This is a genomic window from Neobacillus sp. OS1-32 (assembly GCF_030915425.1).
Taxonomy (GTDB): Bacteria; Bacillota; Bacilli; order Bacillales; family Cytobacillaceae; genus Neobacillus; species Neobacillus paridis.
Map to the genome: position 1 here is coordinate 1,072,405 of NZ_CP133263.1, position 26,108 is coordinate 1,098,512.

General features: G+C 41.0%; 27 protein-coding genes. 5 read left to right on the forward strand and 22 right to left on the reverse strand.

What is annotated here, in order from left to right; translation table 11 throughout:
* Nucleotides 1-75: 75 nt before the first annotated feature.
* Nucleotides 76-1,059, reverse strand: a complete 984-nt coding sequence (locus tag RCG24_RS05465; RefSeq protein WP_308078529.1) for an acyltransferase family protein — start codon at nucleotides 1,057-1,059, stop codon at nucleotides 76-78.
* A gap of 289 nt (nucleotides 1,060-1,348) precedes the next feature.
* Here RCG24_RS05465 and xerS point away from each other — a divergent pair, with 289 nt between their 5' ends.
* Nucleotides 1,349-2,431, forward strand: a complete 1,083-nt coding sequence (xerS, locus tag RCG24_RS05470) for a tyrosine recombinase XerS (protein WP_308078530.1) — start codon at nucleotides 1,349-1,351, stop codon at nucleotides 2,429-2,431.
* Between the two features lie 147 nt (nucleotides 2,432-2,578).
* Here the strand turns inward: xerS and RCG24_RS05475 are convergent, their stop codons facing one another.
* The 14 genes from RCG24_RS05475 to RCG24_RS05540 all read right to left on the reverse strand — a co-directional run bounded on the left by RCG24_RS05475 (nucleotide 2,579) and on the right by RCG24_RS05540 (nucleotide 18,944).
* Nucleotides 2,579-3,019: a PH domain-containing protein gene (locus RCG24_RS05475; RefSeq protein ID WP_308078531.1), complete on the reverse strand. Its 441-nt coding sequence runs from the start codon at nucleotides 3,017-3,019 to the stop codon at nucleotides 2,579-2,581.
* A 118-nt stretch (nucleotides 3,020-3,137) separates the two neighbouring features.
* A complete protein-coding gene (locus tag RCG24_RS05480; protein ID WP_308078532.1) occupies nucleotides 3,138-5,087 on the reverse strand; it encodes an FtsX-like permease family protein in 1,950 nt (649 codons plus the stop codon).
* The gene (locus RCG24_RS05485) at nucleotides 5,077-5,841 is read right to left on the reverse strand and encodes an ABC transporter ATP-binding protein (RefSeq protein ID WP_308078533.1); all 765 of its coding nucleotides are present in this window, start codon (nucleotides 5,839-5,841) and stop codon (nucleotides 5,077-5,079) included. The genes RCG24_RS05480 and RCG24_RS05485 overlap by 11 nt, the downstream gene beginning before the upstream one ends.
* Before the next feature lie 146 nt (nucleotides 5,842-5,987).
* Nucleotides 5,988-7,016 carry a sensor histidine kinase gene (locus tag RCG24_RS05490; RefSeq protein WP_308078534.1) on the reverse strand — a complete coding sequence of 343 codons (1,029 nt, stop codon included), beginning with the start codon at nucleotides 7,014-7,016 and terminating at the stop codon, nucleotides 5,988-5,990.
* Nucleotides 7,010-7,717: a response regulator transcription factor gene (locus tag RCG24_RS05495; RefSeq protein ID WP_308078535.1), complete on the reverse strand. Its 708-nt coding sequence runs from the start codon at nucleotides 7,715-7,717 to the stop codon at nucleotides 7,010-7,012. The genes RCG24_RS05490 and RCG24_RS05495 overlap by 7 nt, the downstream gene beginning before the upstream one ends.
* 158 nt (nucleotides 7,718-7,875) lie before the next feature.
* Nucleotides 7,876-9,765, reverse strand: a complete 1,890-nt coding sequence (locus tag RCG24_RS05500) for an ABC transporter ATP-binding protein (RefSeq protein WP_308078536.1) — start codon at nucleotides 9,763-9,765, stop codon at nucleotides 7,876-7,878.
* Nucleotides 9,762-11,489: an ABC transporter ATP-binding protein gene (locus tag RCG24_RS05505; RefSeq protein ID WP_308078537.1), complete on the reverse strand. Its 1,728-nt coding sequence runs from the start codon at nucleotides 11,487-11,489 to the stop codon at nucleotides 9,762-9,764. The genes RCG24_RS05500 and RCG24_RS05505 overlap by 4 nt, the downstream gene beginning before the upstream one ends.
* A gap of 16 nt (nucleotides 11,490-11,505) precedes the next feature.
* Nucleotides 11,506-11,955 carry a MarR family winged helix-turn-helix transcriptional regulator gene (locus tag RCG24_RS05510; RefSeq protein ID WP_308078538.1) on the reverse strand — a complete coding sequence of 150 codons (450 nt, stop codon included), beginning with the start codon at nucleotides 11,953-11,955 and terminating at the stop codon, nucleotides 11,506-11,508.
* 139 nt (nucleotides 11,956-12,094) lie between these two features.
* On the reverse strand, nucleotides 12,095-12,844 hold the full coding sequence (locus RCG24_RS05515) for a hypothetical protein (RefSeq protein WP_308078539.1): 750 nt from the start codon (nucleotides 12,842-12,844) through the stop codon (nucleotides 12,095-12,097).
* A 118-nt stretch (nucleotides 12,845-12,962) separates the two neighbouring features.
* Nucleotides 12,963-15,422 carry a DNA topoisomerase IV subunit A gene (gene parC, locus RCG24_RS05520; RefSeq protein ID WP_308078540.1) on the reverse strand — a complete coding sequence of 820 codons (2,460 nt, stop codon included), beginning with the start codon at nucleotides 15,420-15,422 and terminating at the stop codon, nucleotides 12,963-12,965.
* Nucleotides 15,419-17,305: a DNA topoisomerase IV subunit B gene (parE, locus tag RCG24_RS05525; protein WP_308078541.1), complete on the reverse strand. Its 1,887-nt coding sequence runs from the start codon at nucleotides 17,303-17,305 to the stop codon at nucleotides 15,419-15,421. Before parE ends, parC begins: the two co-directional genes overlap by 4 nt.
* Complete coding sequence (locus RCG24_RS05530) at nucleotides 17,262-17,399, reverse strand: hypothetical protein (RefSeq protein WP_308078542.1); 138 nt, start codon at nucleotides 17,397-17,399, stop codon at nucleotides 17,262-17,264. Before RCG24_RS05530 ends, parE begins: the two co-directional genes overlap by 44 nt.
* Nucleotides 17,400-17,626: 227 nt before the next feature.
* Nucleotides 17,627-18,043 carry a CoA-binding protein gene (locus RCG24_RS05535; RefSeq protein ID WP_308078543.1) on the reverse strand — a complete coding sequence of 139 codons (417 nt, stop codon included), beginning with the start codon at nucleotides 18,041-18,043 and terminating at the stop codon, nucleotides 17,627-17,629.
* An 85-nt stretch (nucleotides 18,044-18,128) separates the two neighbouring features.
* Nucleotides 18,129-18,944, reverse strand: a complete 816-nt coding sequence (locus RCG24_RS05540) for a sensor histidine kinase (RefSeq protein ID WP_308078544.1) — start codon at nucleotides 18,942-18,944, stop codon at nucleotides 18,129-18,131.
* Nucleotides 18,945-19,243: 299 nt separating this feature from the next.
* Between RCG24_RS05540 and plsY the strand changes: the two genes are divergently transcribed.
* Together plsY and RCG24_RS05550 are read left to right on the forward strand one after the other, a co-directional pair.
* Complete coding sequence (gene plsY / locus RCG24_RS05545) at nucleotides 19,244-19,843, forward strand: glycerol-3-phosphate 1-O-acyltransferase PlsY (protein WP_308078545.1); 600 nt, start codon at nucleotides 19,244-19,246, stop codon at nucleotides 19,841-19,843.
* Nucleotides 19,844-19,952: 109 nt separating this feature from the next.
* Nucleotides 19,953-20,120, forward strand: a complete 168-nt coding sequence (locus tag RCG24_RS05550; RefSeq protein WP_308078546.1) for a hypothetical protein — start codon at nucleotides 19,953-19,955, stop codon at nucleotides 20,118-20,120.
* A 28-nt stretch (nucleotides 20,121-20,148) separates the two neighbouring features.
* On the opposite strand, the gene RCG24_RS05555 is transcribed toward RCG24_RS05550, so the two are convergent.
* The 6 genes from RCG24_RS05555 to acnA form a co-directional block, all read right to left on the reverse strand.
* Nucleotides 20,149-20,604, reverse strand: a complete 456-nt coding sequence (locus RCG24_RS05555; protein WP_308078547.1) for an acyl-CoA thioesterase — start codon at nucleotides 20,602-20,604, stop codon at nucleotides 20,149-20,151.
* A gap of 184 nt (nucleotides 20,605-20,788) precedes the next feature.
* Entirely contained in the window at nucleotides 20,789-21,025 is a 237-nt protein-coding gene (gene tlp, locus RCG24_RS05560) for a small acid-soluble spore protein Tlp (protein ID WP_308078548.1), read from the reverse strand.
* Between the two features lie 68 nt (nucleotides 21,026-21,093).
* Complete coding sequence (locus RCG24_RS05565) at nucleotides 21,094-21,234, reverse strand: acid-soluble spore protein N (protein WP_202651278.1); 141 nt, start codon at nucleotides 21,232-21,234, stop codon at nucleotides 21,094-21,096.
* A 66-nt stretch (nucleotides 21,235-21,300) separates the two neighbouring features.
* The gene (locus tag RCG24_RS05570; protein ID WP_202651277.1) at nucleotides 21,301-21,432 is read right to left on the reverse strand and encodes an FbpB family small basic protein; all 132 of its coding nucleotides are present in this window, start codon (nucleotides 21,430-21,432) and stop codon (nucleotides 21,301-21,303) included.
* 202 nt (nucleotides 21,433-21,634) lie between these two features.
* Nucleotides 21,635-22,174, reverse strand: a complete 540-nt coding sequence (locus tag RCG24_RS05575) for a redoxin domain-containing protein (RefSeq protein WP_308078549.1) — start codon at nucleotides 22,172-22,174, stop codon at nucleotides 21,635-21,637.
* Between the two features lie 157 nt (nucleotides 22,175-22,331).
* Nucleotides 22,332-25,037 (reverse strand): aconitate hydratase AcnA, encoded by a 2,706-nt coding sequence (acnA, locus tag RCG24_RS05580; RefSeq protein WP_308078550.1) that lies wholly within the window; start codon nucleotides 25,035-25,037, stop codon nucleotides 22,332-22,334.
* 318 nt (nucleotides 25,038-25,355) lie between these two features.
* Between acnA and sspO the strand changes: the two genes are divergently transcribed.
* A complete protein-coding gene (gene sspO, locus RCG24_RS05585) occupies nucleotides 25,356-25,505 on the forward strand; it encodes a small acid-soluble spore protein SspO (protein ID WP_202651273.1) in 150 nt (49 codons plus the stop codon).
* Nucleotides 25,506-25,560: 55 nt separating this feature from the next.
* Here the strand turns inward: sspO and RCG24_RS05590 are convergent, their stop codons facing one another.
* Nucleotides 25,561-25,833, reverse strand: a complete 273-nt coding sequence (locus RCG24_RS05590; protein WP_202651271.1) for a hypothetical protein — start codon at nucleotides 25,831-25,833, stop codon at nucleotides 25,561-25,563.
* Nucleotides 25,834-25,945: 112 nt separating this feature from the next.
* Between RCG24_RS05590 and RCG24_RS05595 the strand changes: the two genes are divergently transcribed.
* Nucleotides 25,946-26,086 carry a small acid-soluble spore protein P gene (locus RCG24_RS05595; RefSeq protein ID WP_308078551.1) on the forward strand — a complete coding sequence of 47 codons (141 nt, stop codon included), beginning with the start codon at nucleotides 25,946-25,948 and terminating at the stop codon, nucleotides 26,084-26,086.
* Nucleotides 26,087-26,108: the final 22 nt, after the last annotated feature.

Sequence of the window (26,108 nt, forward strand, 5' to 3'; positions counted from 1 at the left end):
ATGAAGACCCTCATATAATTTTGAAGGTCTTCGTTTCATTGTCACAATTATTTTTTAGCTGTCCTTTGAGTAAACTTAGATTCGTAACTCGATTAACGGGCGGGTATATTTTTGGATGACATAATTACCCAATAATAAACATAACCCAAAAGAAAAGGCCATAAGCATGAAATAGTGATCAGATAAGTCCTTTAATACATCGTCAGAGAAGAATACCTGGATCGTTTTAATAATAAATCCGTGCAAAAGATAAATATATAACGTCCTTTGACCAATGGTTGTCATTTTAAAACGGGTTTTCGGAACGATTGCCAAAAATCCTGCAATCACAATTAATGTTATCACGTATTGGAAAGCACGGATTAATCCATCACTAAGTTCTTCAACCCCCATACCAGCATAGGAAGTATCTCCAAGTAACCAGGGGATTGCATCCTCAGGAAAGTTAGTGCTTATGAAAAGCATTGTCCCCAAAAGAATCACAAAACCAAAAGCAGGAGAGTATTTAATTTGCTTTATTCGCTTTAGATGTCTTGGTTCCAATAAAAACCCTAAAAGAAAATAAGGGAAAAAGACGAAGGTTCTGGATAGCGACAGATAACTGCCAACATCATCCAAATACCCGATTCCTATCCCAATTACAACTGCTATAACAAATCCGGCCCATCTTAGTCTTGCAAAAAAATAAAGTAGAAGATTCCAACAAAACAGGCTTAATAAGAACCATAACGTCCAATGAGGCTGCAAGAGGTCAAATTTAAGAGTAGGCTCATCGCCATTCCAATAATAATAAACGGAATAAAGCACTTGGAAAATAAAATAGGGTAATAGTATCTTCTTAACTGTTTTTAGTAAATAGCCTTTTTTCTTAAAACCTTTAGAAAAATATCCCGAAATAAGGATGAAGGCAGGCATATGAAAGAGAAATATTGCAGAGTAAAAAGCGAATAAAACATTATTGTTATCTTTGATCGGGCTAATCACATGCCCGAAAACCACTAAAAAAATCAAAATGAATTTCGCATTGTCGAAGTAAAAAACCCTTCTTGAGGAAGCCAAGGTAACACCTCCAAATCTAAGAAAAAAACAATATTATTATATTATTTTTGACTTCAAATTCAAGGCAATAGTAAGATTGGTTTTTGGAATTTAAAGTAATTCAAACTATCATTACTATACTAAAAAGATGTTACAAAACGATGAAAATAAGTTAAAAGGATTTTTACTATTTGGATACAGAGCAACATGGAGATTAGGGGAGTTTTTAAGCAGCTTTTATATTATTACGTAAAATATAAATTTGACGAAGTAAAGTAGTTGAGGTAAAATATAGCAGTGAGGTGTTATTATGGTAAATCCGGCAAAGCAGCAAAATTTTAAAAAACTGCAAGCGTTATTAAATGAGCTTCCTTGGTATGTCGAAGAATACATCAATCACAAATTAAGAAAATTATCGACTGCATCATTGTTCAATTACTGTCATGATTACAAAATCTTCTTCAATTGGATGATTACCGAACAGCTTTGGATTGGTAGCATTAAGGATATTCCATTAGAACGCTTGGAGCAATTGACGGTGCTGGAAGTTGAAGGCTTCTTAAACTTTCTTCATTATGAGCTAAATAACAAAGAATTAACGGTTAACCGCAAACTCTCGGCGTTAAAATCACTATTTAATTATCTGCAAAATATTGCGGAAACACCTGATCTCAAGCCCTATATCAACCGTAATGTCATGGCCAAGATTGAACTTAATGAAATCAAGGAAACAATCGAAACGCGGGCGAATAAAATGGAAGGAAAAATCCTCCTTGGCGATGAATATGAGCAGTTCCGCCAATTTGTCGCCCGTGATTACGGTGAATTAAACAAAGATAATAAGAAAATTGCCAACTTCTATCAATTGAATAAGGAACGTGATACAGCAATAATTTCGCTGATTTTGGGCTCAGGGCTGCGGTTATCAGAGTTGGTTGGCCTCGATCTCGATGATATTGATTTCAGTAAGTATTGCGCTAGAGTGATCCGGAAAGGCAATAAAGAACAGTTCGTTTTTTTTAGTCAGATTGCGATGGATGATTTACAGGAATATCTTGCGGTTAGGACAACTAAATACCAGGTTGATAAAAATAATAAAGCCTTGTTTGTAGCGGCACCAATGGGTCCAAAAGGAAAATCTAGACGGTTAACGGCAAGATCCGTTGAAAAATTGGTTGAAAAATATGCGGTGGCATTTGGTAAACCGGCATTATCTGTACATAAATTACGACATTCATTTGCTACCAGATATCATGCGGAAATCAATGATGTCCCAAAATTACGCCGGCAATTAGGTCATTCATCAATTCAAACAACGATGATTTACACACATATTCGAAATGATGATTTGAAGGTTGCTGTTGATAAGATGGATATGCCAAAGGAACAATAGAGAAGCTGCTGGTTAAGAATGGCAGCTTTCCCCCCTCTGTTTTTCCATTTTAATAGTTTACATAATATTATTATATTAAATATTTTTATTTTATCTCAATTGTTAAGTATACTTAAGATAGTGAGACAGAAAACAAAATCTAGTTTATTAGTATGGTTTTAATTTGCCTTGCTTTATTTCAATCTTTGGGTTTATTTTCTGTAACTTTTCGCAAAATTGTTTTTGGTTTTTCGGAGATATCAAGACTATCCCCCATTTGCCATATAGTACTTCCAGCCGATTTATAGATAATGCCGGGCTCGATACGATATTCCGACTTGGTCGTATACTCTTGATCTCCATAATATCTATTTTTGACCTGAATGGTCCGGCAACGATCCTTAAATGATTTCCAATTATTTCATAATATGTGGCGAACCATAGCCAAAGGATAAAAGCAATGGTTAAGCTACAAATAATAACAGCCGTGACGGTCTCCCCCTTCCCTTCTGGTCCGCCCGGTAAAACAAAAAAGGCTCCTATCAAAAAAGCGATCGTTCCCCATAATATTGCGCCAATAAAAAGTCCCTTTTTGGAGTAAAAGCGCATGCTCCTCCCCTCCCCTGTTTCATTTCTTAGTTTCTTTACGAAACATTTTATAAAAAGTTTCAAAAAAGCGTTTAGAGGATCTAACGACCAGCTAAACGCTCATTTTCGGAATATTACATTATATTATATTTGTGCACATCTTCCTCCTTGCATAAAAGAAATATCCCGCTTGAATGCATAGATAACCGCTGGCAATGATAACGAAATGCAACAAAATTTCCGGATTTTTCATAATCCCGCCAACATCCGTAGCCAAAATAGCAACATATAGATAGGCTAACGTCGTTCCGAGAACCAAGGGGATGAAGAACAGAGTTGCCAACTCATTGGAAATGAATCTTTTTACTTCCCTGGCGGTGATGCCAATTTTATAAAGTTTTTGATATTTGGCTTGTTCCAAATCCAGTTCAGAAAAAAGATTTAAGTAAAGCAGAATGAACGTCCCAAAGAAAAAAATGACACTTAAAAAAGAAATGACGTAGAACAATATGCCACTGGAATTTTTATGATATTGATATGAATCGATTTTAGAAGCCATCTGAAAAAATTCCTGTTGAGAAGGGATACCAGCCCGATCAGCAATTTGCGGGGCTGTTTTGCTGTAGTGTTTAACCTTTTTATCCAATATCTCCACAACGTCTGCTGTGTTTTTCCAGTTGGCCACATTAAATAATTGAATTTCAGCCGCAAATCCATCCGCATTCTTTTTCAGCAGCTCAAATTCAGCTTGATTTACGATGATGAATTCATGTAGATAACTTAAATTGTTGATGCTTTTTACAGCAATCATGCCCTTTTGTTGATAGGTGCGTTCCTTACTTCCAATGTTAAAAGCCAGTTCCTGATGATCATCATTACTGTTGCCAACATATTCGGGAGCTTCATTTATATAATTGATATACTCCCTCTCTTGCAGCTGCTTCTGTTGAGACGTTAACTTATTAAAATCATCCACCGATATGACGACATTCGTGAAATACCCTTCTACCCCAGGAAGTGTTTGAATGGAATAAAAGATTGGCATCTTAAGATGTTGTTTGATGGGGTTGTCTTGTTTATTGATGATCGAAGAAATCTCTTCGGACGACAAATTGTTTTTCGTTTTTGCCTGAACAATAGCAATATCGTAAGGATTCCCTTCGATTGCGTCTTTTTCCGATGATTGATAGATTGTCAGTAACAAGGTAGTATAAATAATCGTAACCATAATCATCACAGTCACGAGCATCAGGATGGAGGTCAGTTGTTTAAATTTATAATCTAGACTCGTTAGTAATAAGAGCCTGCGATAATAAAAGGGTTTATTTTTTTTCGCCAGTTCGATTAAGAAACTTACGGACTGATTAAGGCTGATATACAAGCCTATTAACACTCCGATCGTCCAAAGCAGCAGTTCTCCTCCATTTGATTTAGAAAAGGAAAAATACAGCATCAGGATTGACCCAAACATCATTACCAGTCCAAAGCCTCCAAATAAGGGACTTTTCAGCTTTATCGTTTCGGCAGTCCTGTTGCTCCTTAAACTTTGAATGACATCCTTTTTCAGTGTAAAAAAGAGAGATTTCCCTACCGCTGCTAAGAATACAAGGGCAAAGGTAGCAATAGAGTATAAAAACATGCTGCCATTAAAATGGAAAGGAATTTCTTCTAAACCGACACTCTTCATTAACAGCAAAAAGAATAATCTCGAAAAAATGGCACCCCCGATAATACCAGTAACAATCGAACATAGGCCGATGACTCCATTTTCCAGCAATAACAATTTGCTTATGTCACGATGCGACATTCCTAGTGTCATGAACAGTCCAAACTCACTTTTCCTTCTTTTCATAAAAACATTATGAGCATAACTGATAAAAAATACAGTAAAGACAACAAGGGCAACCGCCGGCACAGCTAATGCATCCTGAATCCCGTCTAATTTCTTCGCTTCGATTATTCGTTCATTAAAATAAACGGTTGAAAACATAAAGAAAAACATGACGGCAAAACTGTTGCATAGAAAGTAAATTAGATATTTTTTATATTGAACCTTTGCCATTTTCCAGACGATTTGCTTAAATGTCATAGGTTCTTCCCCCCAGGACAGCAAGATTATCTATAATTTGATTTAAAAATTCCTTCCTGCTTCCTTTTTTAACAATGTAGGAATGGATGTGACCATCTTTAATAAAGATCACCTTTTGACAATAGCTGGCAGCAAATACATCATGAGTGACGAGGAGAACGGTAGTTTTTAGTTCCTGAACAATTTTTTCAAAACATTCCATAATCGCGGTCGACGATTTAGAGTCTAAGTTTCCTGTCGGTTCATCAGCAAAAATAATGCCTGGATTGTTTACCAGGGCACGGCTGACGGCAGTTCGCTGCTGCTGGCCCCCGGAAATATTGTAGGGATATTTTTGTAAGATCGATTCGATCTCAAACAGGCTGGCAAGGGTTTGCACCTTTTCTTCCATTTCAGCTGCACTTTTCTTTTCGAGAACCATTGGCAAAATAATATTTTCTTTTACGGTTAAGCTATCAAGAAGATTAAATTCCTGAAACACGAAGCCTATTTGTTTGCGCCGAAACAGCGCCAATTCATCCCTTTTCATTTTACTTATTGCATGACCAGCGATTGTCATCACACCGGATGTAGGTTTGTCAATTCCGCTTAATATGTTAAGCAGGGTTGTTTTTCCGCTCCCAGACGGACCCATAATCGCAACAAATTCTCCTTGTCTCACGGATAGACTAATTCCAGAAAGAGCTTTCGTGGCACTCTCGCCGCTTGTTTCCCCATAAATTTTTACGATTTTATCAGCTTCTAATATGACCATCGTTTTTCCTCCATTTCATTAAACCGTCGTGGTGGGCCTTTACTCACATTCTAAAGTACACGTGTAGGCACAGCCATCGTGTAAGCTAAAGAAACCTTACATTTTTGTAAGGCAATGGACCGTTAGCCCGGTACTACGGTTTTCTATTAAATGACAGATGGTCCTTTTCCCGTTACATAGTGAATGATGACGGTTGTCCCTGCAGAAACATTCGATTCAATGGAAATAGTTTGACCAAGTTTATCGGCAATTTTTTTGCAAAGATAGAGTCCGATGCCGCTGGAATTGGCAAATTTCCGGCCGTTTTCTCCTGTAAAAAATGGCTGAAATACTCGTTCAAGATCATACGGTGGGATACCCGCACCTTCATCTGTAATCGATAACGTCGTATAGTTTGCATTTTCCTCAATACGGCAAATTATTTTTTTGTTTCCGTTTTTTAAACTGGAGTATTTAATGGCGTTGGAGAGGATTTGATCTAATAAAATCTCGTTCCATTTTGAATCGGTGACAACATAGGCGGCTGTTCCTTCACATTCAAGGGATGGAAAGATAGATTGATAGATACATTCCCTTTTTCGTCCGTTAATAATTTTTCTTAATGAAGCGAGTAAATCAACAGACTTTACTTCCAAGTCAGTTTCAAAGCTCTCCATTCGAATCATCGTCAGTCCTTGTTCGATCGATGTCAGCAGCCGTTTGTTTTCCTGCTGCAGTTTTTCTAAAAATACACCTGTTTCCTTTGTTTCCTCCTCCTTACTAATCATCAGTTCGATAACGGAAACCGGTGTTTTTAAATAGTGCATCCAATGCGATAAAAAATAGAATCTTTCTTTATTCTGTTCTTTCATTTCATTGTATTTACTAGTGTGTTCAGTGATGATTTTATGTAATAATTGCTGAAACCCTTTTTCCTCCTCAGTATGCGGCTGTAATTCGGCATATTGATCCCGCAACAAAAGCTGAATAGCTCGGTTTGTTTGATAGTAGCGAACCCCATCAATCACCAGGTAGACGAGTAATAAAAAGACCCCAATCGACAGCGGATAAAAAAACTCTGTGTTAGCCGGTTCACTCAGGTGAAAAAACGTAATGATGCATGTCATGCTGATTAAATAAAATAGAATGAGAAGGGCTCGGTCTTTTAAAAATTGGATTAAAATAGCTTTTAGCATGGTTCATCTCCGTCAGCTCCCGGAATGTGAAGTAGATATCCCGCTCCTCTTCGGCTTTTTATAGCATCTTTTATCCCTAGTTCAGCAAGCTTTGATTTCATTCTCGTGATATTAACCGTTAACGTATTATCATCGACGAATGTAACCGCATCCCACACCTCTTCAATCAGCTCTTCCCGTGAGACAAAGGCATCGTGATGATCGATTAATTTTTTCATCAATTTATATTCGTTTTTGCTGAGTTCAACTTTTTTCTCAAGGTACGTTAACGTAAGGGTATTCGCATCAAGGCAAAATGCCCCAACACAGGTGTTGTTGGCATCCTTTGCGGCATATTCTCCGTACACTCTCCTGACTGCTGCTTTGACCTTGGATTGCAGCATTTCAAACGTGAACGGCTTTGTTATGTAATCATCCGCCCCCAGCTCGATTGCCATTATTTGATCCAGCTCCTGGCTGCGTGCAGAAATAATCAGAATGGGGACAGTGGATTGGCTGCGAATACTTCGGCATAGATAATAGCCGTCATAATATGGCAGGTTAATATCGAGTAAAACGAGATCCGGTTGTAATCTGGTAAACTCCTCAACTATATTCGTAAAATTCACAGGTTGGTACACCAAATAACCGTAGCGCTCTAAATGATCCTGAATCAGATTGCTTAGCTGTACATCGTCTTCAATCAACAAAATTTTGTACATCGTTGATACCCCTATTAAAATTAGATCTATTGGTCTGTATATCCAGCGTAGAAATACAAGGTTTGGTTTCCTTTCCTTATAGTAACATTTTGGGCAGAACAATGGGTGTAAAAAAAGCTTAGAAAGCAAAATGCCTCCTAAGCTATATGTGCAGTTAACTACCCAGCATTTTTCATCCTGCCGGAAAATTGGCTATTATATAAATCTGCATAGAAACCGCCTTGATCCAGCAGTTCTTCGTGATTTCCTTTCTCAATGACCTTCCCATGGTTCATCACTAAAATGAGATCGGCATCGCGGATGGTCGATAGACGATGGGCAATGATAAAGCTTGTACGGCCTTGCATCAAACGGTCCATCGCCTTTTGAATTTGTACTTCCGTTCGGGTGTCAACGCTGCTTGTTGCCTCATCCAAGATTAACATCGGTGGATTGGCTAATATCGCCCTGGCAATCGTTAACAGCTGTTTTTGGCCCTGTGAAATATTAGACGCTTCCTCGTTCAGAATGGTGTCATAACCATCCGGAAGTGTCCGAATAAAGTGATCAGCATTCGCCGCCCGCGCTGCAGCAACGATTTCCTCCTCCGTCGCCCCTTCACGGCCATAGGCGATATTATCACGAATCGTACTGTTAAATAACCATGTATCCTGCAGCACCATTCCAAACAAACTGCGCAAATCTGCTCTCTTCATATCCCTTGTATCAATGCCGTCAATCAATATTTTACCTGAGTTTACTTCATAGAAACGCATTAATAGATTGATAAGCGTCGTTTTTCCGGCGCCAGTCGGTCCAACAATGGCAATCTTTTGACCGGGTTTCACGGAAATATTCATGTCTTCGATTAACAATTCATCCGCTTTATAGCCGAAGGACACGTGCGCAAATTCAACTTTACCTTTTGGTTCAGCAATGACCTTTGGTGAAGCCGTTTCCGGCACCTCTTCTGTTTCATCAAGGATTTCAAACACCCGCTCCGCACTGGCAATGGTCGATTGGATGATGTTCGTGATTTGCGCTGTTTGCGTGATCGGCTGTGAAAATTGTCGCGCATATTGGATAAATGCTTGAATATCGCCGATTTCTATCGCCTTTTTCGTCACCAAAATACCACCGGCCACCGATACGAGCACATACCCAATATTGTTGATGAATGACATGATGGGCATGATCATCCCAGAAACAAACTGTGCCTTCCAACCAGCGTTGTACAATTGATCATTGATTGCTTCAAATTTTTCGATTGATCTCTTCTCATGACCAAACACTTTGATAATTTTATGACCCGTATACATTTCCTCCACATGACCGTTGAGCTGGCCAAGGGAAACCTGCTGCCCCTTAAAATAACGCTGCGACCTTTTCGCAATGCTGGCCGTGGCCACAAAGCTGAGCGGTAAGGTCACGACAACAATCAGTGTCATCAGCGGGCTGATGGAAAGCATCATCACGATTACCCCAATTAATGTAACAACGGATGTAATCAGCTGGGTTAAGCTTTGCTGCAGGGTCGTACTGATATTATCGACATCGTTGACCGCACGGCTTAAGATTTCCCCGTGTGTCCGAGCATCAAAATACTTTAATGGCAGCTTGTTTAGCTTATCTTCCACTTCTTTACGCAGATTGTACACCGTCTTTTGCGCCACACCGGCCATGATGTATTGCTGGACATAGGCAAAGGCAGCACTTAGAAGATAGAGACCAATCAGTAAGAGGATGATATTGCCGATATAGTCGAAATCAATTTTCGCACCGGGTACCCCTCGAAATTTCATCATCAAGCCTTCAAAAAGTTTGGTCGTAGCCTTCCCCATAATTTTCGGGCTGACGATGGAAAAAATGGTACTGATAATCGCTGCGATAAAAACGGCTAACAGCTGTCCTTTATATGGGTTTAAATAGGTGATTAATCGCTTTAGCGTTCCTTTGAAATCCTTGGCTTTTTGGATAGGCATTCCCATGCCGTGCGGCCCAAAGCCGCCGCCTCTTCCCTGCGGGCCCCCGCGATGCTCAGCTTGTTGTTCTTTTCCATTCTTACTCATGCAATCTCCTCCTCTGACAGCTGTGACATCACAATTTCCCGGTAAACCTCGCTTGTTTCCATCAACTGTTGATGCGTTCCTATCCCTGCAATTTGGCCATTATCCAGGACAATAATTTGGTTTGCATCCATAATCGTGCTGACGCGCTGAGCAACGATTAACACGGCGGCATTCCCGGTTTCCGCTTTTAAGGCAGCACGCAGCTTGGCATCGGTTTTAAAGTCAAGGGCGGAAAAGCTATCGTCAAAAACATAGATTTCCGGTTTTCTTACAAGGGCACGAGCAATTGCAAGCCGCTGTTTTTGTCCGCCGGAAACATTTGTTCCACCCTGGGCAATCATCGTACTGTAGCCCTCCGGCATTTTGGCAATAAAGTCTGCTGCTTGCGCAATTGCAGCCGCATGCCGGACTTCTTCATCGGTCGCCTCCTCTTTGCCGTAACGAATGTTCTCTGCAATGGTCCCGGTAAACAGCACGGCCTGCTGCGGGACAAAGCCTATCTTTTGCCGCAGGCTTTCCTGGGTCATTTCGCGGACATCGGTGCCATCAATAAGAACCTTGCCGGAATCGACATCATAAAAGCGGGGGATCAAATTAATCAGCGTCGATTTGCCTGATCCGGTTCCGCCAATAACCGCGGTCACCTCGCCTGGATTCATTTTAAAAGAAATATTAGAAATCGCCGGCATTTCCGCGCCTGGATAGCTGAAGCTGACATTTTGAAATTCTACTACACCTCGCTCTTGCTTAGGTGCAATTGGATTGATCGGGTCTTTGATATCAGCCGCAGTATCAAGCACCTCGACTATCCTCCCGGCGGATACGGATGCCCGTGGAATCATCACAAACATCATCGCCAGCATTAAGAAAGAAAACATGATTTGCATCGCATATTGGATAAAAGCCATCATATCGCCAACTTCCATATGCCCGTGGTCGATGCGGATGCCGCCGAACCAAATGATAGCGACGGTGGTGAGGTTCAATATAATCATCATCGTCGGCATCATCGCCGCCATGATTTTATTTACCTTGATGGCCGTTGCCGTTAAATCCCAGTTTGCCTGATCAAACCGCTTTTTCTCATGGTCAATTCGGTTGAAAGAGCGAATGACCCGGATTCCCGTTAAATTTTCCCTAAGGACGCGGTTTAGTTTATCCAGTTTGACCTGCATCGCTTTAAACAGCGGAATGGCTTTTTTCTGGACGATTAAAATAATCAACAACAGTATCGGAATCGCCACGGCAAGGACTAGCGTTAATTTTGTATCTTTGGACAAAGCCATGATAATACCGCCAATACACATCATTGGGGCCATTGCCATCATCCGCATCATCATGATTAGCACCTGCTGGATTTGGGTGATATCATTCGTTGTTCTGGTAATGAGCGAAGCCGTACCGAATTGATCAAACTCTTGTAACGAAAAATCACCAACGTGGGAAAAAAGCTTGCTTCGCAATGATTTTCCGAATCCCGAGGCGGCTTTTGCCGAAAAAAAGCTGGCCATGACTGAGCAAATCATCCCACCGGCTGCAACAAGCAGCATGAGTCCGCCAATTTTCCAAATATATTTGGTATCACCGGTTACGACTCCTTTATCAACAATATCAGACATTAACGTCGGCAGATATAATTCGGCTAATGACTGCAGAAGGACAAGGCCGAGGACTAGATAAATCGGCAGTTGAAAGGGTTTCAAATACTTAATCAATTTATTCACTGATCATACCACTCCATTAACGGTTTAATTCTTGAAAATAATGATGTACTTTGGAAAGCAATTCGGCTAATTGTTCGCTTTCTTCCTCACCAAGATAATCGATTAAGTTGAGGAGAATCTCCGTATAGGCCTCCCTAATTCTTTTAGTTGTTTCCACTCCGGCAGTGGTTAATTTGATTTTTACCGCCCGCCGATCTTCCGGGTCTACCGTTCGCTCAACTAAACCGGCTTTTTCCAGGGTATTCATGATTTGAGTAACGGTCGGCGGAGTGACCTGTAATTGCTGGCTAATCTCTGATACTTTCATTTCTGTCTGTTGGTTGTTAGCGCCACGTTCAATCGTTGCCAAAACCTTAAATTCACTGGGCTTATAGCCGGCTATATGACTCATATAACGAGCGGTTTTCCGAAATTGCATAAACGACTGCAGTAATTTCTGAGCGGTTTGACTCTCCATCGTTGCCATGATTGTCACCTCACTGTAAATAGTTAAGTTTACTAATAGTTAAGTTACTTATTAATTAGCACGCTTAATTATATGGCGAAAAAAATGGGCTGTCAATTTTATAGAAAAAAACAACACAGGGTCTCCCTGTGTTGTTCACCTACCGGTCTTTTTCCAATACCTTAACGTTATCCAATTTCCACTTCCCATTCAGATAGGCCCAGGTTGACTCGACATAAGCAATCGTATCAGCATTGGCGATTCCTGCTACTCTCTGCACCCCTTTAAGTCCCAGTTTGCCATCTTTCAAGGTAATAGGTTTGAGGCTGTGATAAGAATTTACCATCAACTCGGTTGGTTCGTTTAATTTCCCTTTATAATATAGGCCCAGCTTTTTATAGTATGATTTCCGATCCTTTAAATGGAAGCGGTAGGTTTTTCCCGTCTGTTTGATTTTAATTTCAGCCTGATAACCATTCAAAAAGTGACTATCGATCTCAACTGGATCAGGCACAGGTAAATCGACAAGAACGTTATCCTTTAAGGAATGTAAATAGCTTAAGACTATTCCGCCGCTTCCGCCTGTTTGTACACTTGAAAACAGATCTTTTACACCATCATCGTTCATATCAACCAATTGGAATGACGCTTTTGCGCCACTTTCCAAAGGAATGGTGTACGTTGTTCCATTAGACGCTGAAACTTCAAGAAAAATTTGCTTTAAATAATCAGTTTCATCCTGGTATGGAACACCCTTTAACAGAATCGTATCCAATTCCCGATCCCCTGTTATATCTGCTTTCTGCTCCGCAATGGTTACCGTTTTTGTCGTTTCTTCCAAGGCATAGACAACACTGGTCAGTGTCAGTAGAAAAAGCGCGACAAAAGCTAAAAATGTTTCTTTTTTCATCTTTTTGCCTCCCGTTCCATCGATACATGCTATTATGCCCAACTTTGGGAAAAAAATGAAAAAAAGACTCTCTAATTTCTAGAGAATCTTTTTTAAGCTGTTGCGAAAAGCAAAAATATCAATCTGTGCGATCCGCTTCACTTGGAGTCAGCGCCGCTTCCACCTTCCAAAGGTCGATAACCTTCCCGTTCTCTGTTTCATCAAGGATAAACGAACCATTGGAATAGCGGTCATTAAAACGAATTTCTCCGGTTTTCACCATTTCCCGATACCCTTTTTCCGTTTGGAGGAAAATCTCATCCTGTTCACGGGCGACAGTAAAGCCGGCAACCCGATGCGGATGCGCTTTTAATTCTCGGAGGATGACAAGGCCGCGCTTAGCCCGGGTGGCTTTTTCAAACTCGGATAATTTCATTCGTTTTACCGCTCCGCGCTGCGTCGCAATGACGATTGATTCAGCTTCAGTGCCGTTAGGAGAAATGAGCTGGCCATCGACGATATAGTCACCATCCTTTAAATTCATTCCCTTAACCCCGGCTGCCCGGACACCGATATTGCTGACTTCTTCCTCGTCGAACCACAAGGCATAGCCGAGATGAGAGACTAAGAACAGCTGTTTCGCACCATTGGTTTGATGGACATTGATCACCTGGTCATCCTCCTTGAGATGAATGGCAACAAGCGGCTTGGAGTAACGCTGCGCTTTATACTGCTTTAATTCCGTTTTCTTGACCATGCCATTTTTCGTGACAAACAGCAGGAAGTCCTCCGTGTCAAAATCCTTAACCGGAATCGCTTTGATAATGACCTCATCACGGTCAATCGGAATGATATTGGCAATGTGCTGTCCAAGGTCTTTCCAACGAATATCCGGAAGTTCATGAACCGGACAATGCAGATAATTGCCCTTATTGGTGAATAGCAGCAAGACGTCCTGTGTATTCATATCAAGCTGAGCTAACAGTCTGTCCGTTTCCTTCATGGCGAAATCCTGGCCGTTCGAAGCAGCAAAAGAACGCTGGCTTGTTCGTTTTACATAGCCTTCTTTTGTAACCGTCACAATCACGTCCTCACTAGGAACCAAGACTTCCAGGTTAATTTTGATCTCTTCAATTTCCGCCTCGATTTTCGAACGGCGCGGATCAGCAAAGCGTTTTTTGACATCCTTTAATTCCTTTTTGATGACGGATAGGAGCTTTTTCTCGCTTTCTAAAATGCTTGTCAATTCGGCAATTTTCTTCTCCAGTTCGGCCGCTTCGTTTCTAAGTGCGGTAATGTCTGTATTGGTCAAACGATACAATTGTAAGGAAACGATAGCTTCGGCCTGGGCCTCAGAAAAAGCAAATTTGGCGATTAAATTGTCCTTGGCATCGCGCTTATCCTTAGATGCCCGAATCGTCGCAATCACTTCATCAAGAATCGATAAGGCCTTCATCAAGCCTTCAACAATATGCTGCCGTTCCTGTGCTTTTTGCAGATCAAATTTCGTTCTTCTGGTGACGACATCCTTTTGATGTTCAATATACGCTTGAAGCAGCTCGCGCAAGCCCATTAGCTTAGGACGTTTGTTGTAAATGGCCACCATATTGAAATTATAGGTAACCTGAAGATCGCTGTTTTTATATAGATAATTTAAAACCCCGGCGGCATCGGCATCTTTTTTCAACTCAACGACGATGCGGAGGCCGGTACGGTCTGTTTCATCGCGGACCTCAGAGATTCCCTCGACTTTACGATCAAGGCGGAATTCATCCATTTTTTTGACGAGATTTGCTTTATTCACTTCGTATGGGATTTCACTGATCACAATTTGCTGCTTGCCGCCGCGCATATCTTCAATTTCAGCCTTACTGCGGACAATGATTTTTCCTTTACCGGTTTCATAAGCCTTTTTAATCCCTTCGATTCCTTGAATGATACCCGCTGTCGGAAAATCTGGACCCTTAATAACCGTCATTAGTTCATCAACGGAAACATCCGGCTTATCCATTTTCATCATCACACCGTCAATAATCTCACCAAGGTTATGCGGCGGGATATCGGTGGCATAACCGGCAGAAATACCGGTTGAACCATTTACCAGCAAGTTTGGAAACGATGCCGGCAGTACCGTCGGTTCCTTTGCTGTATCGTCAAAGTTTGGAATGAAATCGACGGTTTGTTTTTCAATGTCACGCATTAACTCAGCGGCAATCGCTGACAGTCTAGCCTCGGTATACCGCATCGCTGCCGGCGGGTCGCCATCGACGCTGCCGTTATTGCCATGCATTTCAATTAATACATTTCGAACCTTCCAGTCCTGGCTCATCCGCACCATCGCTTCATACACGGATGTATCGCCATGAGGATGATAGTTACCAATCACGTTACCAACCGTTTTGGCTGCTTTTCGGAATCCTTTCTCATGGGTGTTTCCTTCCACATGCATCGCATACAAAATTCTGCGCTGCACCGGTTTCAACCCGTCACGGGCATCCGGCAAGGCCCGTTCTTGAATAATATATTTACTGTACCGTCCGAAGCGGTCGCCGAGAACCTCTTCTAAAGGGAGGACACGGAATTTTTCTGGTGTGCTCATCCTTCGTAACCCCCTTCGGAAACCATAATATTTTCATTTTCTAAAATTGTATCGTCATCTTCTAAGCCAAAAGAAACGTTATTTTCAATCCACTTGCGGCGCGGTTCTACTTTATCACCCATCAGCGTTGTGATTCGCCGCTCCGCCCGGGCGGCATCATCGATTTTCACGCGGATCAGTGTCCGTGTTTCCGGATTCATTGTTGTTTCCCAGAGCTGGTCAGCATTCATTTCGCCAAGCCCTTTGTAGCGCTGGATGATATAGCCTCTGCCGATCTTTTTGATGGCAGCCTGCAATTCTTCTTCATTCCAGGCGTACTCAATTATTTCTTTTTTGCCAGCCCCGCGGCTAACCTTGTAAAGTGGCGGAAGGGCAATATAGACCCTGCCTGCTTCCACGAGCGGCTTCATATAGCGGTAGAAGAAGGTCAACAGCAATACTTGAATATGGGCACCATCCGTATCGGCATCGGTCATGATAATAATTTTGTCATAATTGATATCTTCAATCGTAAAGTCGGAGCCGACCCCGGCACCGATCGTATAGATAATCGTGTTGATTTCTTCATTCTTAAAGATATCGGACAGCTTGGCCTTTTCCGTGTTAATGACTTTACCGCGAAGCGGCAGGACCGCTTGGAAGCGCCGGTCGCGACCTTGTTTCGCCGATCCGCCCGCAGAGTCACCCTCAACCAGGTAAAGTTCATTTTTTTGCGGGTTGCGCGATTGCGCTGGCGTTAGCTTGCCTGAAAGAGAGGTTTCCGAGCGTTTGCGTTTCTTGCCGCTCCGGGCATCTTCCCGGGCCTTTCTTGCCGCCTCCCGCGCCTGCGATGCTTTAATGGACTTTTTAATTAAGAGGGAACTGATATCGGGATTTTCCTCTAAGAAGTAGGATAAATGCTCGGAACAAACTGCGTCGACTGCTGATCGTGCTTCGCTTGTGCCTAATTTCCCCTTCGTTTGTCCTTCGAACTGCAGCAGTTCCTCAGGAATGCGAACGGAAATAATCGCCGATAACCCTTCACGGATATCAGATCCTTCCAGGTTTTTATCCTTTTCTTTTAACAGGCCAACCTTACGGGCATAATCGTTAAACGACCTAGTCAATGCGGTTTTCGCCCCGACCTCATGTGTCCCTCCGTCCTTTGTCCGGACATTGTTTACAAACGAGAGGATGTTTTCTGAATAACCATCATTAAATTGAAAAGCAAACTCCACCTCGATATGATTTTGAATGCCTTCAAAGCTGACAACAGGATGAAGGACATCTTTTTCCTCATTCAAATATTTGACAAACGCCTCGATGCCATTTTCATAATGGAAAACCTCATGCAAATCATTGCGTTCATCAAAAATTTCAATCTTTAAGCCTTTTAACAGGAAAGCGGATTCGCGGAGACGCTCACATAGGATTTCAAAATTAAACGTGATAGTTGAAAAAATCGTCGGGTCCGGTTTAAAGTGAATCGTCGTTCCCGTTTGGTTTGTTTTCCCGATTTTTTCGAGCGTCGTGACCGGCTTTCCACCATGCTCAAAGCGCTGTTGATAAATAAACCCGTCTCGTTTAATCGTAACAGTCAGCCATTCAGATAACGCATTGACGACGGAAGCACCGACACCATGCAAACCACCGCTTGTCTTATAGCCGCCTTGACCAAATTTTCCGCCGGCATGAAGAATGGTGAGGATGACCTCCGTCGTTGGTTTTCCCATTTTATGCATTCCCACCGGCATGCCGCGCCCTTTATCGACGACGCTGATTGAGTTATCTTTGTGTATTTTAACGATAATATGATCGCCATATCCCGCAAGCACTTCATCGACGGAGTTATCGACAATCTCATAAACAAGAATGATGAAGCCCGCGCGAATCGGTGCTGCCAATGTACATCCCGGGACGCTTGCGAACGGCGTCCAGCCCTTCAAGTACTTGGATGGCATCATCATTATAATCAAAAGCTTGTTGAATTCTTGCCACTAAAATTCCCCTTTCATACTTACAAAACCACTATTCCAATTTACATTAAGAACTAATGTTTGCGCTAAGTTCATTTTATCATAACAACTCCAAGAGTCTATGCCTTATTTTAGCGATTTATTTTGATTTAGCAAATAGGTATATGTATCATCGTCTATTTTAAATGGTATTTTTAGTTGTTTTTTAGGGAAAAAAATAGCTGCCAGATGTCTGGCAGCGAAAATTCCTTACGCCTTCGTTAGGGCATGTTCCACTTTTATACAGCGATCCATAATAACAGTATATCCCTTTTCCTTCAGGAACTGATAGGCTTGTTCATTTACGAGGCCTTGCTGTGCCCAAAAAACATCAGCATCAATGTTGACAAATTCCTTGGCCACATCCAATAGCTGCTCCGAGCGGCGAAATACATTCACAATGTCTACATGACCTTCGATATCCTTTAACGAGGCGACAGCTTTGACACCAAGCGCCTCATCAATGGTAGGATTTACCGGAATAATTTCATAACCGGCCTTTTGCATGGCGGTTGAAACTTGATAAGAAGTTCTTTCTGGGTTATTGCTTAATCCCACTACAGCAATCCGTTTTGCTTTTTTTAAAATCTCCTTGATTTCCTCGCGGCTAGGATTTTCAATCGTCATCTATTCCACCTCAATATCAATGAATTAACTATATTTTATCTGATTCTGTAAATATTACACAACTAAATGGCTCATGAGGCTTAGCCTAAAACTGGGGTTTGGGAATGGAAAGTCTAAACTGCGCTCCGTTTCCGACGTTTTCAACGGATACACTGCCATCCATTCGCTCAATTACGGTCTTGGCCATGTACAATCCGAGCCCAGAACCATGTGGTTTAGTCGTGAAATTTGGTTCAAATACCTTTTCAAGAAAAGCCGCATCGATCCCTCCGGCATTATCGGTGAATTCTGCCGTGATAAAATCGGTCGTTTCGTTAATTTTAATCATGATTTTTCGATTCGCGATTTCTTTTTGGATAAAGGCATCACGAGCATTTGCTAAAATGTTCAGCACGATTTGACTGAATTCATTTGGATACCCATAGGCTACCTGTTGCCCTCTATTTTCAAATTCTACTTTAATACCATGATTTTGTAGGTTTAGCGAATAAATTGACAGCGCGTCCTCAATCGCATCTCCGACGGAAAAAGTGGTTTTTTCACTATTTGGTTTATAAAAATTGCGAAAATCTCTAATCGTTTGGGACATATGCTTAATCTGGATCGTGCTTTCCCGGGTAAAACGGTCGATATAAGATTCATTTATTTCTCCATATTCCAACGCATCTCTGACATCTTGAACCAAGAGCAATAGGCTGTTTAACGGCTGCCGCCATTGATGACCGATACTAGCCATCATTTCACCCATGGCCGCCAGCCGGGAATGTTGGATGATAATTTGGTCTTTCTCGTGGTTTTTCCGAATTTCCTCCTCTAGCCGTTTTTCTAGGATACGATTAATAGCCTCATATTTTTCCGCTAATTCACGGTAGTTGATCTCTGTTTCATTACTATTACTCATAAGCTCACCTCATTTTAAAAAAACTTGATATGATCAATCGGTCCATATTATAAACATATAGTTACCAGTTATATATCGACTTCATTAAAATTATTTTAACCTATTTCAACAGCCTAAGATATATGACACGGGGCGAATTAACAAATGGTTTGAAAATTGTCCATATAATTGTAAAAAAAATGACTCTAATCATACAAAATTAGATAAATTATCATGAAAAATAGAAACATATGGTGATTTTCATTATTTCATGGTGTAAAATTAAATAGCTTGATCTTTTTCTAAAGGAGTAATTTTATATGGTTCAGATTATTTCCATATTAGTTCTTGCCTATTTACTCGGATCGATTCCTTCAGGCTTGATTATTGGAAGGGTTTTCTACAATACTGATATTCGTGAACATGGGAGTGGCAATTTGGGGGGCACGAATACATTTCGGACTCTTGGAGTTAAAGCAGGATTGGTCGTGACCAGCGCGGATATTCTAAAAGGTACCCTTGCAACAGCACTACCGTTGATTTTATCGGTTCACTTACATCCATTAATACCAGGAGTTTTAGCTGTTCTTGGTCATACTTACCCGATCTTTGCCAGCTTTCGTGGCGGAAAAGCCGTGGCGACTTCAGGCGGGGTCATCCTATGCTATGCGCCGTTTTTATTTGCTACGCTGATTCTCGCTTTTTTCATTTCTTTATATATCACAAAATATGTATCACTATCGTCGATGGTTGCCGCACTTGTTGCGGTTATTTACGTCATCATTTCCGGAATCATCAGCAAATGGGATTTCCCACTTCTCATTGTTATCATCCTGTTAGCGTCGTTTGTCGTTTACCGACACCGCGCGAATATAAAACGAATAATAAGCAAAACGGAACCAAAAATTAAATGGCTGTAGCTTTACGCTGCAGCCTTTTTTCATAAAATTTTCATTTTTCAACCATTCCATTCATTTGAACTAATGTAAAATAATGATATGAGGATGTTACCAATTGGAGGGTGGAGAGATGCAAAATCGGCAGAAAGAGTATCAGTTTTCAACATTTGTGAATGAAAGTGTGGATCGAAATGAATTTGTTATTGAATTTTTCCCATCTGACCCAAGCAATGACTCTCCCAAAGTGACGCGGAATTTTGATGAATTAATTGATTTTTTTGAACAGTTGCCAGTATAACAAGAAGCGGAGCATCTTAAGGATGCTCCTATGTATTTTTATTATCAATTGTTAATTCTATTTTTTTAATTTCTTCATATTTTAAGAACCATTCGGGAAATGCTTTTTTAAAGGAAGTGGGTCTAAAATTATCTTTCTTTACAATGATGTGAGTAGTTTTTCCCGTGGCGCACAACTCTTCATTCCCATTGATAATGTTGTAGCCATAAATCGTTTTAATACCATCATTATGGTCGACCCATGTTTTAACGAAGGCTTGGTCCCCATAGCGCAGCGGTTTCTTATAAGTTACCTGGACATCGTATACAGGAGCATAAAAACCTGCCTCTTCCATGGCTACATACTGATAACCAAGATCCTCTATTAACCCTGTACGGCCTAACTCAAAAAATTTTAAATAATTGGCGTGATAAATAACACCCATCATGTCAGTGTCGGCATAATAAAGCTGTATTTCTCTAGTCGAAACAAAAAAATCTTCCATCGTTACCATTTCTCCTCTTTCAATAAACTTTTATCAATACTTTCCCTTTTCTTTTCACTTCTCTATCTTATCATAAGAAAATGAGAGATTGTAAATGCGAGGAATGAACGGCAGGATTGGAAAGTGATGTTGCTCATTTTTGCTTAGAAAAAGGACCTGTTCATAGTGAAAGGTCCCGGTAACATTAGCCTTGAGTATTGTTGTGATTGGCTTCATCTTTTACTTCGGAGCGGAATGAATCAATTGCTTGGCGTCTGCGCTCATTTTTTTCCGCAATCTGCTGACGCTGTGCTTCGCTGTCAGTAAACTCTAAAGATTCTTCTGCCGCTTCCATATTCTCAATTGTATGGTGAATCATCGACTGCAGCTTTTCAACATTATCACTTCGATCATCAGGTTTTGGTTTGTTGTTATAAGTCATTGGTTGAATATTCCTCCTAATGAATGTTCTTGTTACTGTGTGTGCCCGAAGGCAATTGCGCTTCTTATTTATTCACCTTTTGTTTGCATAACCTGGGCGTGTTCTCCAGAGTTATCCTGCATTTGTTTTCCTTTATTTCCGCCAAAACTCCGAGGCTGTGTTCCAATATGCGTTGGGCGAAAACGTTTTGTTTGATACCCTTTACCCATTTTTGATCCCCTCCTTAACACTATTTTGTCCAAAAGAAGAGGGACCATGATTGGAAAAAATTATCGTTATTCTGCCTTGCCTAAACGCTTTTGTTCAAGGCGTTTTTCAATTTTCTCCAACGCAGCACTGTCTTTCAAAAGCTGTGATTTATTTTCAGAAACTAGTTCCTCAAAAGAACGTTTTCTTGGTCTTCTCATGTTTTTCACCTTCCTTATGACTCATTATAGCAGTTATTATGTCCTAAAACGCTTGCAATTATTACAACTTTTTGAAAATTAAATCGTTTATTTAATAAATATGAAAATGTTGCAAAGTTGTCATAAATGCATTTCACTTTAATCCCAATGGTTCATACAAAAATAAAAGACGTTGATGAAAATCGATCAACGCCCCAATTGGTTATTTTAATTTACCTGTAAAATTGACCATATCATCCAGTTTCATCGAACCAACCAATTTATTTTGAATGAGGCCATCACTGTCAATAAAATAAGTGGTTGGAATCGAAATCACTTGATAGGTCTTATTTACCTGATCATCCTTGTCGAGCAGGATTGGGAAAGTAATTTTGTACTCATTCGCAAATCCTTTGACATCTAATTGCGGGTCAATATTGACTGCAAGAATCGTGATATCCTTATCCGCTTGTTTAAAAAATTTCTCCATTTCCGGCATTTCCTTCTTACATGGCCCACACCAGGTTGCCCAAAAATTTAAGATAACTTTTTTTCCTTTTAGGTCTGACAGTTTTACCGTTTCCCCGGTCAGTGTCTTCAGCTCAAAATCAGGTGCTTTTGCCCCAATTGTTAATCCAGTCGTTTGTACTGAAGCTTCTTTTGCGGTACCGGACTGCTTTTCTGGCTTTTTATCGACTGCTTGGACAATTGCTACGGTAAGTAAGGTAATTAGGATTACTGCCGCAATGATTTTCTTGACCACCCCAAATCCCCCTTCTTGAAATCATCATCACTATATTTGATTTTACACTATTAACTTAGGTTAAACAAAATTTCAATTTGGCAATAATGTGACAGTTTTATGAACATAACAAACACCATGCGCAAACAACGCATGGTGTTTTAAAAGGGTGTACAAATTAAGCTTGTAATTTTTCACGAAGGACCATTTGTAAGATACCACCGTGACGATAGTAGTCAATTTCTACTTCGGAATCGAAGCGGACCACTACTTCGAATTCTTTCTTATTGCCGTTTTCGTCAGTAGCAGTTACTTTCACAAGATCATGTGGTTTTACGTTTTCGTCTACTTGGACTTCAAACGTTTCTTTACCCGTTAATCCTAATGTTTCGGCATTTTCACCTGCTTTAAATTGAAGCGGTAGAACACCCATTAACACAAGGTTTGAACGGTGGATCCGCTCAAAGCTTTCAGCCAGAACAGTCTTAATGCCTAATAGGTTTGTCCCTTTAGCAGCCCAGTCACGGGATGAACCCATACCATAATCTTTGCCGGCAACAACCATTAAGCCAGTGCCGTCTTCCTTGTACTTCATGCAAGCATCGTAAATCGACATAACCTCGCCTGTAGGCCAGTAAGTCGTGAAGCCGCCTTCTGTACCAGGTGCAATTTGGTTGCGGATGCGGATGTTCGCGAATGTTCCGCGCATCATGACTTCATGGTTACCGCGGCGGGAACCGTAAGAGTTGAAATCACGCGGTTGAACGCCTTTTTCTAATAAATATTTACCTGCTGGAGTAGTCTTGCCGATGGCTCCTGCTGGTGAAATATGGTCAGTTGTGACTGAATCCCCGAACTTACCAACAACACGAAGTCCTGTTAATGGAGCAACAGTACCTGGTTCTTTGGATAAGCCTTCGAAGAATGGTGGATTTTGGATATAAGTTGAATCCGCATCCCAGTTGTATAATGGTTCATTGCTCGTTTTGATTTCGTTCCAGCGCTCGTTGTCACCGAAGACATTTTCGTATTCTTTGCGGAATAGTTCAGGTGTAACGGTGCGTTTTACCACATCATTTACTTCCGCAGTTGATGGCCAAATGTCTTTAAAGAAGACATCATTGCCGTCTTTATCTTTACCGATTGGTTCAGTTGCAAAGTCAACGTTTACTGAACCGGCAAGGGCATAAGCAACAACTAACGGTGGTGAGGCCAGATAGTTTGCTTTGACAAGCGGATGAATCCGACCTTCAAAGTTACGGTTACCGGAAAGCACAGATGTAACTAAAAGATCGTTTTCGGCAATTGTTTTTTCAATTTCTTCTTTTAATGGACCAGAGTTTCCAATACAGGTGGTACAGCCGTAACCTACTAGATTGAAACCGATCTTTTCAAGGTATGGGAGCAGGCCGGAATCACGAAGATAGCCGGTAACAACCTTGGAACCTGGTGCTAAAGATGTTTTCACAAATTTTGGTACTTCCATACCAAGCTCCACGGCTTTTTTGGCAACTAAGCCGGCAGCCACAAGAACATAAGGGTTAGAAGTATTCGTACAGCTTGTGATCGACGCGATCGCAACGGCACCAGTTTTGATTTCGGCTTCGTCACCATTATTAAATTTAACCATTGCTGATTTCTCCAGTTCATCAGCGGTTAGGCCGAACCCTTGGTTTCCTTGTGGAGCAGATACTGCCTTCACAAATTCTTGTTTCATTTTTGAAAGCGGAATTAAATCTTGTGGACGCTTAGGGCCGGAAAGATTTGCTTCGATTTCAGCAAGGTTAATTTCAATCACATCTGTATATACAGGCTCTTCTGCAGGGTTGAAGAATAAGCCATTGGCTTTGCAATATTGTTCAACCACTTGGATGTGCTCTTCATCGCGGCCTGTTAAACGCAAGTAAGCAAGCGATTCTTCATCAATTGGGAAGAAGCCGCAAGTTGCCCCGTATTCAGGAGCCATGTTGGCAATGGTTGCCCGGTCTGCAAGCGGCAGTGTAGATACTCCAGGTCCGAAATATTCCACAAATTTGCCCACTACCCCATGTTTACGAAGAACTTGGGTTACCTTCAATGCCAGGTCGGTAGCAGTTGCCCCGTTTGGCAGCTCACCGATTAATTTAACCCCGACAACTTCAGGAACCGGAAAGTATGAAGGCTGGCCAAGCATGCCTGCTTCTGCTTCAATACCGCCAACGCCCCAGCCAAGAACGCCAAGGCCATTGATCATCGTGGTATGAGAGTCAGTACCTACTAATGTATCAGGATATGTTTCTAAAGTACCGTCAACTTCGGCAACATGAACAACATCTGCTAAATACTCAAGGTTAACTTGGTGTACAATACCAGTTGCAGGCGGTACAGCACGATAGTTATTAAATGCTTTTTGAGCCCAGCTTAAGAACTGATAACGCTCAGCATTACGTTCGAATTCAAAATCCATATTAATTTTTAACGAATCCTGAGAACCGTAAGCATCGACTTGCACTGAGTGGTCAATGACAAGATCGACTTGTTTCTCCGGATTAATTTTATCAGGATCGCCGCCAAGATCAGCCATTGCTTTTCTTAAAGATGCAAGGTCAACAACTGCCGGAACCCCTGTAAAGTCTTGTAGAATAACACGGGATGGCTTAAAGGGAACATCTACTTCCTTCAGCTCATCCGTACCCCATTTTGCTAAATTTTCAACATGCTCTTTCGTAATTACCCGGCCATCGTACTGACGCAGCACTGATTCAAGTAATACTTTCACGGAATATGGCAGCTTTGATACATTGCCAATTCCAGCCTCTTCTAATGCGCTTAAACGGTAAAAATGATAGCTTTTGCCGTTTACATCAAAAGAAGAACGCGCGTTAAATACATCGTTTTTCACCATTTCAAAAAAACCCCCTTTTTCGACATAAAAAAACATCCAATAACAAATACTAAAAAGTTATAATTTTTCCATCCAGCTTCAACCCTATCTTAATACAAGCGATTACATAAGTAAATAACAAGAAAGTTATTGAGTTTGATAAGTTTTTCTTATCAATTTTTATGTAAATTGTTCAGAAAATTTAAAAATTCTTGCCTCTACTTGGGTAATTTTTTAAAAAAACTGAACGGAAAACCACTATCATTATGGCAAAAAAACTTTTATTTGTCATTTATTTTGATTCTCTGGAAATAGTAACGGTAATAGGAGGTGATTGGGATGGCAAAAAATAAGGCGAATCATGTAATTCCGGGAATGAATGCGGCAAAAGCACAAGGAAATGGTGCAGGATTTCATGAGGAAATGGCCAATGAGCCGTTAACGGAAATGGAGAAACGAAATAATAAGAAGCGAAAGAAAAATCAGTGAGGAAAAAATAGCGAAGATTCGTACCTGACAAGGTCCGTTCTTCGCTTTTCTACTATTAATCTGCTTGATTGACTTCTGTCACCATTTGTTGTAAATCACGCTGGAATCGCTCTAATTGTTCGCGTTGTTTTTCAGAAGCTACTTCCAAGGCATTTTCAATTTGCTGGTACGCTTCATTAACTTCATTTTTTAAGTGCTTTAATTGATGACCGTAGCTGGCGGAATCATTGACAATCGTTTCAAACAGGCCTTGGGCATTTTCAAATCCCTGCTGGGCCGCCTGGAACGCCTCTTGTTTATTCTTATTATAAGGATTTCTTTGGGTCACGCTTTTCCCTCCTTCATTTTCGTTTACCCTTTAAACTGCACAAACAATTGAAAAATATTCAGCATAAAAAGGATGATTCCTTGCATCCTAATTTAATGAGGAGGGATTAAAAATGACCAATAAAAAAGATGGCAAAGACATGCGGCGAAACGCTCCAAAAATATCCGGACAGCCGGAACCGTTAAGCGGTTCAAAAAAAGTAAAAAATCGCAACCACACTCGAGCTAAACATAATTCCAGTCATGATATGTAAGAAATCGGCAATCAGCCGATTT

What these genes read in the sequence shown, in the direction of transcription:
- RCG24_RS05510 (WP_308078538.1), bottom strand. Translation starts at nt 11,955, where the DNA reads ATGGCAACGATGGAGAGTCAAACCGCTCAGAAATTACTGCAGTCGTTT.
- RCG24_RS05555 (WP_308078547.1), bottom strand. Translation starts at nt 20,604, where the DNA reads ATGGAAGATTTTTTTGTTTCGACTAGAGAAATACAGCTTTATTATGCC.
- RCG24_RS05490 (WP_308078534.1), bottom strand. Translation starts at nt 7,016, where the DNA reads ATGCTAAAAGCTATTTTAATCCAATTTTTAAAAGACCGAGCCCTTCTC.
- RCG24_RS05495 (WP_308078535.1), bottom strand. Translation starts at nt 7,717, where the DNA reads ATGTACAAAATTTTGTTGATTGAAGACGATGTACAGCTAAGCAATCTG.
- RCG24_RS05565 (WP_202651278.1), bottom strand. Translation starts at nt 21,234, where the DNA reads ATGGGTAAAGGGTATCAAACAAAACGTTTTCGCCCAACGCATATTGGA.
- RCG24_RS05485 (WP_308078533.1), bottom strand. Translation starts at nt 5,841, where the DNA reads ATGGTCATATTAGAAGCTGATAAAATCGTAAAAATTTATGGGGAAACA.
- tlp (WP_308078548.1), bottom strand. Translation starts at nt 21,025, where the DNA reads ATGACTTATAACAACAAACCAAAACCTGATGATCGAAGTGATAATGTT.
- RCG24_RS05550 (WP_308078546.1), top strand. Translation starts at nt 19,953, where the DNA reads ATGCAAAATCGGCAGAAAGAGTATCAGTTTTCAACATTTGTGAATGAA.
- parC (WP_308078540.1), bottom strand. Translation starts at nt 15,422, where the DNA reads ATGAGCACACCAGAAAAATTCCGTGTCCTCCCTTTAGAAGAGGTTCTC.
- xerS (WP_308078530.1), top strand. Translation starts at nt 1,349, where the DNA reads ATGGTAAATCCGGCAAAGCAGCAAAATTTTAAAAAACTGCAAGCGTTA.
- RCG24_RS05570 (WP_202651277.1), bottom strand. Translation starts at nt 21,432, where the DNA reads ATGAGAAGACCAAGAAAACGTTCTTTTGAGGAACTAGTTTCTGAAAAT.
- RCG24_RS05535 (WP_308078543.1), bottom strand. Translation starts at nt 18,043, where the DNA reads ATGACGATTGAAAATCCTAGCCGCGAGGAAATCAAGGAGATTTTAAAA.
- acnA (WP_308078550.1), bottom strand. Translation starts at nt 25,037, where the DNA reads ATGGTGAAAAACGATGTATTTAACGCGCGTTCTTCTTTTGATGTAAAC.
- RCG24_RS05595 (WP_308078551.1), top strand. Translation starts at nt 25,946, where the DNA reads ATGACCAATAAAAAAGATGGCAAAGACATGCGGCGAAACGCTCCAAAA.
- RCG24_RS05515 (WP_308078539.1), bottom strand. Translation starts at nt 12,844, where the DNA reads ATGAAAAAAGAAACATTTTTAGCTTTTGTCGCGCTTTTTCTACTGACA.
- sspO (WP_202651273.1), top strand. Translation starts at nt 25,356, where the DNA reads ATGGCAAAAAATAAGGCGAATCATGTAATTCCGGGAATGAATGCGGCA.
- RCG24_RS05475 (WP_308078531.1), bottom strand. Translation starts at nt 3,019, where the DNA reads ATGCGCTTTTACTCCAAAAAGGGACTTTTTATTGGCGCAATATTATGG.
- RCG24_RS05480 (WP_308078532.1), bottom strand. Translation starts at nt 5,087, where the DNA reads ATGACATTTAAGCAAATCGTCTGGAAAATGGCAAAGGTTCAATATAAA.
- RCG24_RS05540 (WP_308078544.1), bottom strand. Translation starts at nt 18,944, where the DNA reads ATGAGTAATAGTAATGAAACAGAGATCAACTACCGTGAATTAGCGGAA.
- plsY (WP_308078545.1), top strand. Translation starts at nt 19,244, where the DNA reads ATGGTTCAGATTATTTCCATATTAGTTCTTGCCTATTTACTCGGATCG.
- RCG24_RS05500 (WP_308078536.1), bottom strand. Translation starts at nt 9,765, where the DNA reads ATGAGTAAGAATGGAAAAGAACAACAAGCTGAGCATCGCGGGGGCCCG.